Origin of the sequence: Saccharopolyspora gloriosae, assembly GCF_022828475.1 — a bacterium.
GTDB classification, from domain to species: Bacteria; Actinomycetota; Actinomycetes; order Mycobacteriales; family Pseudonocardiaceae; genus Saccharopolyspora_C; species Saccharopolyspora_C gloriosae_A.
Window position 1 is genome coordinate 3,621,693 of record NZ_CP059557.1, and the last position, 15,067, is coordinate 3,636,759.

A 15,067-nucleotide genomic window follows, 5' to 3' on the forward strand; every position below is an offset into this window, starting at 1 on the left:
CGCCCGCACACCTATCGCTGGTGGACCGGTCGCTCCCATCGACGCCCGAGACCTACCCGGAGAGGGAATTCATGCCGCTCGGCACCTGGCTGTCGCGAGCCTCGCAAGTGGCCGCACCCATCGTGGACGCGGTCCGCTCCGCCGGTTCCGCACCCCTGACGCGGCGGATCTATTCCCAAGACGACCGCACCCACCTCGAGGTGCGCGGCCTGCACCTGCCCGAGTCGGCCGACGCCGTCCGGGACCTGCGCGCCCGTCTGTCCACAGTGCACGGAGTGCGCGCGGTCGAGGTGAACGCGGTGCTGGGCCGCGTCACGGTGCACCACGACCCGGACAGCGCCGGGCGCGGCGCGCTGAGCGAGGTGGCCGACGAGGTCGAACGCGACCACGGCCTGCAGGGACTCAGCCAGGCCGGTGCCGCGCATCCGGGCAACGCGGACGCGCTGCTGCGCGACGTCGGAGCCCTCGGGCTGAGCGTGCTCGGCCTCGGCTACTCCGCCGTCGCGCCCTTGCTCCCGTTCCAGCCCGGTTCGCCGCTGGTGCCCGCCGCCGTGTCGCTGGCCGACTCGGTGCCGTGGTTGCGCGCCGGTGCCGAACGCGCGCTCGGCAGGTCCACCACGGACGCCGCGCTCAGCGTGGGCGGCGCCGTCACCCAAGGCCTGTCGCAGAACCCGCTCGCGGTGTTCACCGACCTGTCCTCCCGGTTCTGCTCGGCGCGCGAGGCCATCGCCCGGCGCCAAGCGTGGACGCACTGGGAGAGCACCACCCATCCCGGATCGCACGAATCCGCCGCGTTCACCGCGCAACCGCGCCCGAACGCCCTGCCCGACGGCCCCGTCGAACACGTCGCGAACCTCTCCGGCACCTTCGCCCTCGGCGGCTACGGCACCGTCCTCGCCGCCACCCGCGACCAGCGGCGTGCGCTGGCCACCATGCTCGCCGCGATTCCCCGCCCCGCGAACAGCGGCCGTGAGGCGTTCGCCGCGCAGCTGACGACCTCGCTGTCCACCCGCGGCACCGTGGTGCTCGAACCGAAGTCGCTGCGGCGGCTGGACCGGGTCGACGCCGTGGTGCTCGACGCGCCCGCCCTGCTGACGGGGCGACGAGTCGTCGACGAGGTGCTGCCGTTCGACTCCGACGCGGACTCGACCCGGCTGTTCGCGCACGCCGCCGAGCTCGTCGACCCGGAACACCCCAAAGCCCACCGGCGCAACGGGAAGTGGTCCTGCACCCCGCTCAACGGGAACGCCGCGAGCGTCCCCGCGCACCTGCACGAGTCGATGCGCGCGCACCGCGACCGAGGCGCCATGCTGCTGCTGCTCAACAGGCACGAGGAACCCGCCGCGGTCGTGACCGTCATCGACGAGCTCGACCCGCTCGCCGAAGCGCTCGTCGACGCCGCCGGCGCAGCCGGGACGGTGGTGCTCGCCGGGATCGGCAGCAGGCTCGACCGGCGGCTCTCCGTCGACGACGTCGTGCACGGCGGTTCCCGGCTGACCGGCTCGGTGCGGCGGCTGCAGGAGGACGGCCACGTGGTGGCGTTGGTGTCCACCCGCGGGCACTCCGCGCTGGCCGCCGCCGACGTCGGGCTCGGACTCACCGAGGCCGAGAAACCCACGCCGTGGGGCGCGGACCTGCTGTGCCCGAACAGGACCGAGGCGCACGCCGTGCTCAGCGCCGCCGCCGAAGCGCGCACCGCGAGCAAGCACGCCGCCGCGCTGTCGGTGGGCGGGACCTGCTTGGGCGTCCTGTTCGGTGCGGTCGGCCCGTCGCTCGGCGCACCTTCCCGAGCGAGCCTGCCGGGACAGGCGGCGGCGCTGTTCGCGATCGGCACCGGCACCTTGGCCGGGATGCAGGCCGGTAACCGTCCGGCTCCCGCGCCGCGACAGCGAACGCCGTGGCACGCGCTGCCCGGCAAGGCCGTGCTGGGCCTGCTCAACAGCTCCGTCGACGGCCTCACCGGGGCCGTCGCCCACCGCTGGCAACGCTCCCAGCCGCAGCAGGGCGGCCGGGACTTCGGCGTCGCGGGGGCGACGTTGGAAGGGCTGGTCAACCCGATGACACCCGTGCTCGTCACGGGCGCCATCGTCTCCGCAGGGCTCGGTTCGGTCGTCGACGCCGTGCTGATCACCGGCGTGCTCGGGATCAGCGCCCTGATCGACGGGGTCCAGCGCGTCGCGACCGACCGCGAACTGGCCCGGCTGCTCGACGCCGGGCAACTGCCCGCGCAAGTCCGCCGCGGCGGCGAGACGATCACCGTGCCCGCCGACCGGCTGGTGCCCGGTGACGTGATCGAACTGCGCTCCGGTGACGGAGTGCCCGCCGACTGCCGGGTGCTGGAGGCCGAGTACCTGGAGATCGACGAATCCAGCCTCACCGGCGAATCGAACCTCGTGGTCAAGACGCCCGAGGCGACCACCGCCGCCGCGCTCGGCGACCGCACCGGAATGCTCTACCAAGGCACCACCGTCGCCACCGGAACCGCGACGGCGGTCGTGGTCGCCACCGGCACCGCCACCGAGCTCGGGCGCACCACCCAGGAGAACGGTCGCGCCGCCGGCGGTTCGGGCGGAGTGGAGGCCCGCCTCGCGGAACTGACCCGGCAGATCCTGCCGTTGTCGATCGGCGCCGGTGGGGCACTGCTGGCCGTCGACCTGCTGCGCGGAATCCCGTTCGGCCAGACCGTCGGCCGGGCCGTCGGCCTCGCCGTCGCCGCCGTGCCGGAGGGGCTGCCGTTCGTGGCCACGCTGGCCGAACTCGCCGCCGCACGCAGGCTGTCGCGCCGCGGCGTGCTGGTGCGCAGCCCCGCCACCATCGAGGCGCTGGGCCGCGTCGACGCGTTGTGCTTCGACAAGACCGGAACCCTCACCCAGGGCCGAATCACCCTCGGGCAGGTTTCCGACGGCGGGCACAGCAGCACACCGGACCGGCTCGACGACGCCGAGCGCGCCGTGGTCGAGGTCGCGGTGCGGGCCAATCCGCAGGCCGACGACGACCAGCCGCTGCCGCACCTCACCGACCGGGCGGTGCTCGCAGGCGCGCTCACGGCGGGCATCGACCCGAACGGACGGGAGATCTTGGCGGATCTGCCGTTCGAGCCCTCCCGCAGCTTCCACGCCACCCGCACCCGCGGCGGAGACGACGTCGCACTGCACGTCAAGGGAGCGCCCGAGGTGGTGCTCAACCGCTGCACGCGGTGGCGTCGCACCGACGGCGACCGGAACTTCGACGCCACCGCCCGGGCCGAGGTGGAGCAGGAGATCGAGCGCCTCGCGCTGCTCGGCTACCGGCTGCTCGCCGTCGCCGAGAAGTCCACACCGGACGAAACAGGGTCCGAACTGGACGAGTCCGATGTGCACGGACTGGATTTCGTCGGACTGCTCGGACTCGCCGACCCGGTGCACCCCACGGCGGCGGCGGCCGTCTCGCGGCTGCAGCGGGCGGGCGTGGACGTCATCATGATCACCGGCGACCACCCCAGCACCGCCGAGGCCATCGCGGCGGAACTCGGCATGCTCGGCGCCAAGCGGGTCATGCACGGCACGGAACTCGATGAACTCGACGACGAGGACCTCGCCGCGGAGCTGCCATCGATCTCGGTGTTCGCGCGGGTCAGCCCGGCGCAGAAGGCACGCATCGTCCGGCTGCTGCGCGCCGATGGCAGGACCGTCGCGATGACCGGCGACGGCGCCAACGACGTGCCCGCGATCAAACTGGCCCACGTCGGCATCGCGCTCGGTTCCCGGGCCACCCCGGCGGCTCGCGAGTCCGCGGACCTGGTGGTCGCCGACGACCGGATCGAGACCATCACCGATGGCATCGTGGAGGGCCGCGGCATGTGGGCGTCGGTGCACGACGCGCTGTCGATGCTGCTCGGCGGCAACCTCGGTGAGATCGGGTACGCGGTGGGTTCCGGGTTCTTCGGCGGCGACGCGGGGCTCAACGCCCGCCAGCTGCTGGTCGTGAACATGCTGACCGACGTGCTGCCCGCGATCGCGATCGCGGTGCGCCCGCCGCCGCACGCCACGCCGGAGCGGCTGCTCGCCGAAGGTCCGGACGCGTCGCTGGGCACGGCCCTCACCGAGTCCGTGTACCTGCGTGCGGCGGCCACGGCCGGTGCGGCCGGGCTCGCCTGGGCGTTGGCCAAGCCGGTGTCCACACCAGGGCAGGCCCGGACGACCGGACTGGTGGCGCTGGTGTCCGCGCAGCTCGCCCAAACGCTCGCGGTGCGCGGCCGCACCCGGCTGGTGCTCGCTTCGGGAGTGGTGTCGCTGATCGTGCTGTTCGGCGTGGTGCAGGTGCCGGGGCTGAGCCGGTTCTTCGGCAGCAGCCCGCTACTACCACATCAGTGGTGCATCGCGGTGGGTTCCGCGATCGCTTCCACCACAGCAGTGGTGCTCTGGCAGCGGCCTCCTGACACGAAGACGACCGGATCCCCGCTCGCACTGCCCGCCGGGGAAACGGAGCGCCCGGCCGAACTCCCCGCCGAGGCAGCCGGCCGGCGTGAAGTCGGAGATGCCGAGGATGCCGGCCAAGGTGAGACCGAGGACGTCATCGAGGGCGCGGTGCTGCCCCCGCCTCCGGCCGCGCACCGGAACGGTTCGGCCCGCCGAGCTCCCGCGGGATCCCAGCCGCTCGTCACGACGCCCGGGTGAGCATCGCGCCGGTCGCCCGACACGCCTCGGAAATCTCCCCTACCAGGTGAAACGGTGGATTTTCCCCGCCGCTTCACCTGCCTGTCACCCGGAGCCAACCTGGCCCTCACCCCGGCCCGGGACCGTCAGGGTGTACGGGCAGGATCCGAGACGGCAGAAAGCACCCCACCATGAACTTCCTGGCGACCCTGCTGACCAGCGTGGCCGTGGCCCTCCTCGAGGGGCTCATCGTGCACGCCGCCAAGACCGCTTACCAGCGCATGAACCGCACCCGCACGGCCTGACCCGACGCCCGGCGCGTCCGGGCACCGACGCTCCAACCGGCACGAGCGGCACACTCCGCCCTGCCGAACAAGAACTCAGACCTCGACGGGTTTCGCCGTGGGCTCCGACGCGGGAGCGGAGCGCTGCGCGACGAACGCCCCCGCCAGGACCAGCGCTCCCCCGGCGAACTGCCACGGCCCCACGTGCTCGCCGAGCAGCAGCCACGCCAGCACCGTCGCGACCACCGGCTCCAGGAACGCGACCGCGCCGGCGACCGGCGGGGACAGTCGCCGCACCGCGACGATGCCGGTGAGGTAGGCCAGCACGGTGCTCACCAGCACGACCCACCCGACCACCAGCAGCGCGGGGAACGCAGCGCCGCCCAGCGGGACCGGCTCGGCGAGCAGCGTCCAGTCCAGCTGCCAGGGCCGGGCGATGACCGTGACGATGGCGGCGCCGACGAGCAGCCCGTACGACGCGAGGGCGCGCGGATCCACGTCGCCCGAGCTGTCGGACAACAGGAAGTACCCGGCCTGACATCCGGCCGCGGCCAGCGCGAGCAGCAGCCCCACCGCGTCGAAGCGGAGCCCCGCCGCGATCTCGACCACGCAGGCCAGCCCGACCAGCGCCAGCACCGTGCCGATCGCGGCCTGCTTGGTCACCGGCGCGCGGCGGACGAACCGGATCCAGCCGAGCACCAGCACCGGTCCGAGGAACTCGATCAGCAGCGCCACCGCCACGGGGATCGAGGCGATGGCCGCGAAGTAGAAGGTCTGCACCCCGGCGATGGCGAACACCCCGTAGCCCAGCAGCAGCCACGGCGCCCGCCGCAGCACCCCCGCGTGGCGCACCGCGAACGGCAGCATCAGCAGCGCGCCGCCCGCCAGCCGCATCCACGCCACCTGCAACGGGGTGAACCCGGCGTTGATCAGCGGCTTGGCGAACGGGCCGGAACCCCCGAAGCAGAACGCGGAGAGCACCGCTGCGGTGACACCGGCGGTCTTCGGGTCGTGGAGCAGGTTGCGCACGACGATCATCGAAGCACAGCAGGACTCGAGACCGGAGTCGTTGGTCTCAACTCGCCGCGGCGGATCACCGATCGTCTTCCGCGCCGGGCGCCCGGCCGGGTTCGGGCGCCGTTTCCCGAACCGCCAGCACCCTGCCGATGAACATGTCGTAGATCAGCGCCCCCAGCACGCCGCCGATGAACGGTCCGACGATCGGGATCCAGAAGTAGAAGCTGAACCACTGGTACGAGCCGGGCAGCGCGATGTCTCCCCATCCGGTCAGGTAAGCCCACAGCCGCGGACCGAAATCCCGGGCCGGATTGATCGCGTAGCCCGCGCTGACCCCGAAGGTCAATCCGATCGTCGTCACGACCATGCCGATCAGGAACGGCCCCATGTTCGACGCGGGCGCCGAGTTCCGGAAATCGATCAGCGCGCAGATCAGCGCGACGAGGATCGCGGTGCCGACGACCTGGTCCAGCAGCGGCCCCAGCCACGAGGACCCGAAGTACTTCGCCGGGAAGGTCGCGAAAATGGAGAAGGTGTCCAGCGATTCACCGCGGCCGACGCCCGCCTCGGCGTTGTACGCGTCGATCGCCCACCGATAGCAGGCGAACACCACGCCCGCCCCGAGGAATGCGCCGACGACCTGGGCCACGATGTAGGGCACGACCTTGCGCCACGGGAAGGACCGGCGCACCGCGAAGGCCAGAGTCACGGCCGGATTGATGTGCGCTCCGCTGACGCCGCCCGCGATGTACACCCCGAACACCACCGCGAACCCCCAGCCGAACGCGATGATCAGCCAGTTCGCGGGGCCGAAGGGATCCTCCTGCCTGCCGGATCCGGGCAGGCCGGCCAGCGCGACCGCCACGGAACCGCAGCCGAGCAGGATCAGCACGAAGGTTCCCAGGAATTCCGAGGACAACTCGCCGCCGAGCCCCGCCCCGAATTTCGCGCGGGTTCGCTCACGTGTGGCCATCATTTCCCCCCGGCGCGGCAGGACTTTCGCCGATCGAACGCCGGACTCGCTCTTTCCCGGCGCCTTGCCGCATCGAGCGTAAATCCGCGACTCGGCGCCTGCCCGCCATTGGCCGTGCATCCGCAATCCGAACGCGGACCGCTACGAATCCGGCACCGGAGCTGCTCGAACCGGCGAGTCCGGGGCCGCGTCCTGTCACCCTCGGCACCTGGGCGGTGACGTCCGCGCGTCTGCGCAGGCACGTCGGCGCGCGTGCGCCGCGAAACGTGATCTTTCGCACCTTCACGAGTGGTTCCGCATCGAATTCCGCCGGAAAAAACGGAGTTCTGCACGAACCGGAACATCGCGGCGCCGCTTCGGCCGCACCCGGCCTTGAGCCGACTTACAGGACAAGCGTACTGTTACGACCATGAGACCGAGAGGGTCTGCGCGCACGCTCGGCCGACGTGCGCGAGACTCGCGGTCGTTCCCGAATTGACTTGCGCCCCGTCGCGAGATGGAGTTGAACGTGACTGCACCTGCGAGCAAGGACAGCTTCGGTGCCCGCGGCACGCTGAAGGTCGGTGACGCCTCCTACGAGGTGTTCCGGCTGAACGCGGTCGACGGCGCGGCACGGCTGCCCTATAGCCTCAAAATTCTGCTGGAGAACCTGTTGCGCACCGAGGACGGTGCCAACATCACGGCCGACCACGTGCGCGCGTTGGCGAGCTGGGATTCCCAGGCCGAGCCCTCGACGGAGATCCAGTTCACCCCTGCGCGGGTCATCATGCAGGACTTCACCGGAGTCCCCTGCGTGGTCGACCTGGCCACCATGCGCGAAGCCGTCGCCGAGCTCGGCGGCGACACCTCGAAGGTCAACCCGCTGGCTCCCGCCGAAATGGTCATCGACCACTCGGTGATCATCGACGTGTTCGGCAGGCCGGACGCCTTCGAGCGCAACGTCGAGTTCGAGTACGGCCGCAACAAGGAGCGCTACCAGTTCCTGCGTTGGGGCCAGGGCGCCTTCGACGAGTTCAAGGTCGTCCCGCCGGGCACCGGCATCGTGCACCAGGTCAACATCGAACACCTGGCGCGCACGGTGATGGCCCGCAACGGCCAGGCCTACCCGGACAGCTGCGTCGGCACCGACTCGCACACCACCATGGTCAACGGCCTGGGCGTGCTCGGCTGGGGCGTCGGCGGCATCGAGGCCGAGGCCGCGATGCTGGGCCAGCCCGTGTCGATGCTGATCCCGCGCGTGGTGGGCTTCAAGCTCACCGGCGAGATCCCCCCGGGCGCCACCGCCACCGACGTGGTGCTCACGATCACCGAGATGCTGCGCCGCCACGGCGTGGTGGGCAAGTTCGTCGAGTTCTACGGCTCGGGCGTGGCCTCGGTCCCGCTGGCCAACCGCGCCACCATCGGCAACATGAGCCCCGAGTTCGGTTCGACCGCGGCGATCTTCCCGATCGACGACGAGACGATCCGCTACCTCAAGCTCACCGGCCGCCCGGCCGACCAGGTCGCGCTGGTCGAGGCCTACGCCAAGGAACAGGGCCTCTGGCACGACGCGGACCACGAGCCGGAGTACTCGGAGCTGCTGGAGCTCGACCTGTCCACGGTCGTGCCGTCCATCGCCGGGCCGAAGCGCCCCCAGGACCGCATCGAGGTCTCCGACGCCAAGCCGTCGTTCCGCAAGTCGCTCACCGACTACGTCCAGGTGCAGAACACCGATGACGCGGCGCTCGACGAGGCGGGCGAGGAATCCTTCCCGGCCAGCGACCCGGTCTCGGTGACCCACCGCGGCGAGGCCGACAAGCCGCGGCTGGTCTCGGCCGCCGACGGCGCTTCCGGGCGCCCGACGAACCCGATCAAGGTGTCCTCGGACGAGCTCGGCGAGTTCGAGCTCGACCACGGTGCCGTGGTGATCGCCTCGATCACCTCCTGCACCAACACCTCGAACCCCTCGGTGATGCTGGGCGCGGCACTGCTGGCCCGCAACGCCGTGGATCGCGGCCTGACCCGCAAGCCGTGGGTGAAGACCTCGATGGCCCCGGGCTCGCAGGTCGTCACCGACTACTACGAGAAGGCCGGCCTGTGGCCGTACCTGGAGAAGCTCGGCTTCCACCTGGTCGGTTACGGCTGCACCACCTGCATCGGCAACTCCGGCCCGCTGCCGGAGGACGTCTCCGCCGCGGTGCAGCAGAACGACCTGTCGGTCACCTCGGTGCTGTCGGGCAACCGGAACTTCGAGGGCCGGATCAACCCCGACGTCAAGATGAACTACCTGGCCTCGCCGCCGCTGGTGATCGCCTACGCGCTGGCCGGCACGATGGACTTCGACTTCGAGACCGACCCGCTGGGCCACGACCCCGAGGGTGAGCCGGTGTTCCTGCGCGACCTGTGGCCCTCGCCGCAGGAGGTCCAGGAGACCATCGACTCGGCGATCACCCAGGAGATGTTCACCAAGGACTACGCGGACGTCTTCAAGGGCGACGAGCGCTGGCGGGCGCTGCCCACGCCGGAGGGTGAGACCTTCGACTGGGACACCGAGTCCACCTACGTGCGCAAGCCCCCGTACTTCGACGGCATGGGCATGGAGCCCGCGCCGGTCACCGACATCTCCGGTGCCCGCGTGCTGGCGCTGCTGGGCGACTCGGTCACCACCGACCACATCTCCCCGGCCGGTGCGATCAAGCCGGACTCGCCCGCGGGCAAGTACCTCAGCGACCACGGCATCGACCGCAAGGACTTCAACTCCTACGGGTCCCGCCGTGGCAACCACGAGGTCATGATCCGCGGCACCTTCGCGAACATCCGGCTGCGGAACCTGCTGCTGGACGACGTGCAGGGCGGCTACACCCGGGACTTCACCCAGGACGGCGCTCCGCAGGCGTTCATCTACGACGCCGCGCAGAACTACGCCGCGCAGGGCACGCCGCTCGTGGTGCTGGGCGGCAAGGAGTACGGCTCCGGTTCGTCGCGCGACTGGGCCGCGAAGGGCACCAGCCTGCTGGGCGTGCGGGCCGTCATCGCCGAGTCCTTCGAGCGGATCCACCGCTCGAACCTGATCGGCATGGGCGTCATCCCGCTGCAGTTCCCGGAGGGCTCCTCGGCGAAGTCGCTGGGCCTGGACGGCACGGAGACCTTCGACTTCTCGGGCATCACCAAGCTCAACGACGGTGACACCCCGCAGACGGTGAAGGTCGTGGCCACCAAGACCGACGGGTCCACTGTGGACTTCGACGCCAAGGTGCGCATCGACACCCCCGGTGAGGCGGACTACTACCGCAACGGCGGCATCCTGCAGTACGTGCTGCGCAAGATGATCCGCTCCTGATCACCTGCCGATCCGGCAGGTAGCTGATCGGCGGCCCCGGCACGTCACAAGCGTGCCGGGGCCGTCGCATTTCCGGGCTCGGTCAGTTGATGCAGTTGACGCCGTCGGCGTTGATCGGTTCCGGAGCGATGGGCTGCTCGACCGGAGTGGTCGAGGTCGTCGTGCGCGCGGTGGATCGGGAGCTCGAGGACTCCGAGCTCGAGGACTCCGAGGCCGAGGACTCGGAGGCCGACGAACGCGTCGTCGACGACCGGCTGGGCAGGCTCGTCGCCTCGGAGGAACTCGACCGGGAACCGCGGGTCGGCTCGTCGGCGCTCGACGAGGACCGGGTGGAGTCGGCGTCGCGAGTGCTGCGCGGCGAGGATTCGCTCTCTCCGGTGGGTTCCGCCGCACGATCACCGGTGGCCCCGTCCTCGGACCGTTGCCCGGTGGCCGGGTCCGCTTCCGCCTCATCGGCCTGTCGCGGCACCGGCCTGCCGTCCGCCGCTCCCTGCACGATGCGGCGCACTTCGATCGGGTCGACGCGCACCGCCTGCCCGTCGGAGGTGTCGTAGTTCGCGTCCCGGATCGGGATGGTCGCGAATTCGACGTCTCCCCCCGCGATGCCCTGCACCCGCTGCACGAAGGTCAGCACGTCCCAATTCCGGTCCAGCACGATGGACTGCTTGGCCGAATCGACCAGATCCGCCAGCTTCGAAGGCTGCGAGAGCAGGCCACCGGAGGTCGCGGAGTCCACCAGACCGGCGAGGAACGCCTGCTGGCGCACCATCCGGTCCAGGTCCCCGCGCGGGAGGCCGTGGCGCTGGCGCACGAACGCCAGCGCGTCCGCGCCGGAGATCCGTTGGTGCCCGGCGGCGAACTCCGCGCCCGAGTACGAGTCGCGCACCGGTCGCTTCAGGCACACCGGAACGCCGCCGACCGCCTCGGTGAGGCGCGCGAACCCGAGCAGGTTCACCTCGGCGTAGTGATCGATCTGCGTGCCGGTGAGGCGCTGCACCGCATCGGTCACCACGGAACGTCCCGCGTCGGCGGCACGCCGCTCCCGCTCCTGCTCGTCGAGCCCGCCGAACCGCGCCGCGGCCGCCGACTTGCCCCGCCCGTACGCCGAGTTGATCTTGTGTTCACCGTGCCCCGGGATGCTGGTGAACGTGTCGCGGGGAATGGAGAACGCGGTGGCCCGCTTCCCGTTCTCCGGCACGTGCACCAGGATCAGCGTGTCGGTGAGGCTCGCCGGGTTCTGCCCGGCCTTCAGGTTCCGCAGCACGTGCTCCGGCAGCGGTCGGCCCTGCGCGTCCGTACGACTGTCCAGCCCCACCAGCAGGATGTCGGTCGAGCCGTCGGCGGTGGCGCCGTCGGTGGCGGAGCTGGTGCTCAACGCCCACTGCAGATCGCCGTAGTTCGCCCAGCCGTAGCCGGTCACGGCGAGCACGGCGGCGGACAGCAGTGCGACGCAGACTTTGCCCACCGTCGCGGCGCGCGAGCGGTACGGCAGATCAGGCGCGGCGAACTCACGTCGTTCTCGGCTCAACGAGTTACCCCCTGGATTTCGATGGCCGCCGTTCAGGCTATCGGGAGCAGCGGCATTCGGCCGTGCACCGAGCGCTCAATGCGGGATCAGCTTTGCTGCTCCATTCCGCCGAATTCCCCGATCAATCCGGCAGGACATCGCCGCTTTATCACTGTGCGCGGCGACAATGCGCCGATCAGCGGGAGCCTTCCGGCGTCCGCTCGCGATCGTTACCCTGGTCGGGTAGCGGCAGCACCTACCCCGCGTCACGTTTTTTGGGCGGCCGCGTCCCACCCCCGGAGGTGAACGGCTTGCCCGACGCATCGGAGAACATCCACCCCGGCGAACATCTACCGGCGCCCGCGCCGCACGTCGTAGCAGTGCGCTACGCGCCCGGAGTGGTCGCCGAATCCCACCGGCAGGCGCATCTGGCCCAGACCGGCCAGCCGGTCGAGGACGTCGTGCAGTGGACCACGGCCTGCGGCGAACTCATCCCCGCCGAGTCCGCGGAGGTCTCGCACCGCCCGGCGGGCATGCCGTGCCTGCGCTGCCTGGTCGGCCTGCCCACCCCTGGGCGAATGTGAGCGTCCCGGCCCGGCCGGCGGGCCTGGTTGCACCTGATGCACACCACTCCGCCGCCCTGTTCCGGGATCAGCACGTGTTCACCTCCCGCCGGGCACTCATCAGGTAACGACCGGTCCGGATCACCGGCTGGGAGCACACTTCGTCGAGCGATGCGGGGTCGGCGCGCACGGACCATCGGCCCTCCTCCCGGTCTGCAATGCCCTCGCCCGCAACTCTTCTCCAGAGCACCGAACGCGCCAAAGATCCATCCCGGCCGTCTTCTGCCGCGCACTCGCGGCACGAATCGCTCCGCGTCGCCTTCGCCGGGTCCGATACTCTGGGCGCCGATGAGCGACATCGACTACTTCTCCATCGTCGAATCCACCCACGACGTCCAGAATCCGAGCAGCCCGGCGAAACTCCGCGAGGTCGCCGAGCACTTGGAGATCGGTGCCGGTGATCAGGTGCTGGACATCGGATCCGGGCGTGGCTGGTGGGCGGCCGAGCTGGCCGCGATGGGCGCGGAAGTCGTCGGGCTCGAGATCAACTCCGAGTTCGTGCACGCCGCCCGCAAGCGCGTGCACGACGCCGGGCTGACCGACCGGGTGCGCCACGTGGAAGGCCCGGCGCTGGACTTCGAACCAGGCAGGTACACGGTGGCGACCTGCCTGGGAGCGAGCTTCGCACTCGGCGGCTACCGGGCCGCGCTCGAGTGGATGGCCGGCACGCTCGTCGAGCAGGGCCGCGTCGCGATCGGTGACGTGCACTCCGTCGACGGGTCCTCCACCGAAGAACTGCCGTCGCTGATCGAACTCGTGCACATCGCCGAAGAATTCGGCGTCGAGGTCACCGGTCTCGTCTCAGCGTCCGTCGATGACTGGGATCGCTACGAATCCGGGCATTGGAAGAACGTGCACAGCTGGGCCAAACGCAATCCCGACCACCCGGACCGGCAGACGGTCATGGCCGATTCACGCCGATTCCGCAACGATTACCTGACCCGCGAACGCGGTTCCATCGGCTGGTCGATCCTCGTCGGGGAACTCAAGCTCTGATTCGACCTTGTTCCCCCAGCAGCGGAATCTCGGCGGTCGGCCGGCATTCCGCCCGGGTGATCGCCGCTTTGATCCGCTGGCGGATGCCTCGCCGTACCTCGACCTCGACGCCGAACCCGTGACGGCGCCTCACTTCGGAGCTCGGAAGCCGCCGATCCGCTGTTCGAGCAGTTCGGCCAGCCGCACTGTGGTGCGGTCCTCGAACATCGGACCGATGAGCTGCACTCCCACCGGCAGCCCCTCGAAGGATCGACCCGCGGGAATCGCGGTGGCGGGCAGGCCGGGCATGGTGGCCAGACCGGCCCAGACGAGCTGGTCGAAGTACGGGTACTCGACGTCGTCGATGTCGATCCGACGTTCCAACAGGTCAGGGTTGTGGTCGTGCGGGAACGCGGCGGTCGGCGTGATCGGACACACCACGGCATCGAACTCACCGAACAGCCGCCGCCAGCCGAGGCGGTGGAGCTCGCGACGGTTGTTCAACTCGATCCGATCGCGGTGGCTCGACACCAGTCCGCGCAGCCGCGCGGCGTCGAGGCTCTGGTCGTGCGCGCTCAGTTCGGCGGCGCGGGTCCGCAGCTGGTCGTAGGTGTCGACGGGAAAGCGCGCAACGGAACCGGAGAACAGCAATTGCGTGTAGAGCGTCGCGGCTTCGGCCACGTCCGATAGCAGTGGACTGTTCCGTTCGACGGGGGCGCCGCCGTCGACGAGTGCGTCCGCCACCCGGTTCACGCCCGCTCGCACCGCGGCCCCGGTCGCGATGAACGGATGCTCGTCGAGGATGAGAACCCGGAAGTCTCCGAATCGCTCGTGGCGCGGGGGCGGCAGCGTCACCTCGTGCGCCCTCCCGAGCGTCAGCGGGTCCGGTCCGGCCATCACGTCGAGCAGGAGCGTCAGGTCGCGGGCTGTGCGCACCATGGGACCGACGACGGCGAGGTCGGCCTCGGTCGGCAACGCAGGCTCAGGCGGCGGGACCATGCCGCGCATCGCGGCCAGTCCGAGTGTCGGTTTGTGCGCGTAGACACCGCAGAAGTGCGCGGGGGTGCGCAACGATCCTGCGAGGTCGGAGCCGATGGAGAGCGCACCGAACCCGGATGCCAAGGCCGCCGCCGATCCGCCGGACGACCCACCCGACGTGCGGCCGTGATTCCACGGGTTGTTGGTGGTGCCGTAGATCGCGTTGTAGCTCTGCAGATCTTGCAGGCCCACTGGCACGTTGGTCTTGCCGAGCACCACCGCGCCGGCAGCTTTGAGCCGCGACACCTGTACCGCGTCCTCGGCCGGTACGAAGTCCCGGTACTGCGGCATGCCCCAGGTCGTGGGCATCCCCGCGATGTTGTAGGACTCCTTGACCGTGACCGGAATGCCCAGCAGCGGCCGGTCCTCGCCCCGGCGCAATGCTCGGTCGGCATGACGCGCAGCCGCCCGGGCACGATCGAAATCGGACACGCAGATCGCGTTGATCGTTCCGTCATCCCGTTCGATCCCGGCGATCGCCGCCTCGGTCAATTCCACCGAGGACACTTCACCAGCGCGCAGCGCGGCCGCCAGCTCTTCGGCCGACCGAAAATTCCAATCCATGAACACGACGCTAACGGCCCGCCGGCGGGGCCATGAAATTCCGCTTCCCGCAACGGAAAATTCCGCGAAAACCAGCCCGGCAGACGGCGTCACGCCAGTCCACTTTCAGCGCCGCGATGGCACCGCAACCGGC

General features: G+C 70.5%; 8 protein-coding genes. 4 read left to right on the top strand and 4 right to left on the bottom strand.

Going from position 1 to position 15,067, the window contains the following annotated elements:
* Positions 1–71 precede the first annotated feature (71 nt).
* Positions 72–4,655 carry a cation-translocating P-type ATPase gene (locus H2Q94_RS15570; RefSeq protein WP_243787822.1) on the top strand — a complete coding sequence of 1,528 codons (4,584 nt, stop codon included), beginning with the start codon at positions 72–74 and terminating at the stop codon, positions 4,653–4,655.
* Between the two features lie 359 nt (positions 4,656–5,014).
* Here the strand turns inward: H2Q94_RS15570 and H2Q94_RS15575 are convergent, their stop codons facing one another.
* Positions 5,015–5,956 carry an EamA family transporter gene (locus H2Q94_RS15575; RefSeq protein ID WP_243787823.1) on the bottom strand — a complete coding sequence of 314 codons (942 nt, stop codon included), beginning with the start codon at positions 5,954–5,956 and terminating at the stop codon, positions 5,015–5,017.
* A gap of 55 nt (positions 5,957–6,011) precedes the next feature.
* Positions 6,012–6,911 (bottom strand): MIP/aquaporin family protein, encoded by a 900-nt coding sequence (locus tag H2Q94_RS15580; RefSeq protein WP_243787824.1) that lies wholly within the window; start codon positions 6,909–6,911, stop codon positions 6,012–6,014.
* A gap of 493 nt (positions 6,912–7,404) precedes the next feature.
* Here H2Q94_RS15580 and H2Q94_RS15585 point away from each other — a divergent pair, with 493 nt between their 5' ends.
* A complete protein-coding gene (locus H2Q94_RS15585) occupies positions 7,405–10,227 on the top strand; it encodes an aconitate hydratase (RefSeq protein WP_243787825.1) in 2,823 nt (940 codons plus the stop codon).
* 82 nt (positions 10,228–10,309) lie between these two features.
* On the opposite strand, the gene H2Q94_RS15590 is transcribed toward H2Q94_RS15585, so the two are convergent.
* Entirely contained in the window at positions 10,310–11,755 is a 1,446-nt protein-coding gene (locus H2Q94_RS15590) for an LCP family protein (RefSeq protein WP_243787827.1), read from the bottom strand.
* A 290-nt stretch (positions 11,756–12,045) separates the two neighbouring features.
* On the opposite strand from H2Q94_RS15590, the gene H2Q94_RS15595 reads away from it, so the two are divergent.
* Both H2Q94_RS15595 and H2Q94_RS15600 read left to right on the top strand, forming a co-directional pair.
* Positions 12,046–12,318 carry a hypothetical protein gene (locus H2Q94_RS15595; protein WP_243787829.1) on the top strand — a complete coding sequence of 91 codons (273 nt, stop codon included), beginning with the start codon at positions 12,046–12,048 and terminating at the stop codon, positions 12,316–12,318.
* A gap of 327 nt (positions 12,319–12,645) precedes the next feature.
* A complete protein-coding gene (locus tag H2Q94_RS15600; protein WP_243787831.1) occupies positions 12,646–13,353 on the top strand; it encodes an SAM-dependent methyltransferase in 708 nt (235 codons plus the stop codon).
* A 129-nt stretch (positions 13,354–13,482) separates the two neighbouring features.
* Here the strand turns inward: H2Q94_RS15600 and H2Q94_RS15605 are convergent, their stop codons facing one another.
* Complete coding sequence (locus tag H2Q94_RS15605; RefSeq protein WP_243787833.1) at positions 13,483–14,934, bottom strand: amidase; 1,452 nt, start codon at positions 14,932–14,934, stop codon at positions 13,483–13,485.
* Positions 14,935–15,067: the final 133 nt, after the last annotated feature.

What these genes read in the sequence shown, in the direction of transcription:
- H2Q94_RS15600 (WP_243787831.1), top strand. Translation starts at nt 12,646, where the DNA reads ATGAGCGACATCGACTACTTCTCCATCGTCGAATCCACCCACGACGTC.
- H2Q94_RS15575 (WP_243787823.1), bottom strand. Translation starts at nt 5,956, where the DNA reads ATGATCGTCGTGCGCAACCTGCTCCACGACCCGAAGACCGCCGGTGTC.
- H2Q94_RS15605 (WP_243787833.1), bottom strand. Translation starts at nt 14,934, where the DNA reads ATGGATTGGAATTTTCGGTCGGCCGAAGAGCTGGCGGCCGCGCTGCGC.
- H2Q94_RS15570 (WP_243787822.1), top strand. Translation starts at nt 72, where the DNA reads ATGCCGCTCGGCACCTGGCTGTCGCGAGCCTCGCAAGTGGCCGCACCC.
- H2Q94_RS15585 (WP_243787825.1), top strand. Translation starts at nt 7,405, where the DNA reads ATGGAGTTGAACGTGACTGCACCTGCGAGCAAGGACAGCTTCGGTGCC.
- H2Q94_RS15580 (WP_243787824.1), bottom strand. Translation starts at nt 6,911, where the DNA reads ATGATGGCCACACGTGAGCGAACCCGCGCGAAATTCGGGGCGGGGCTC.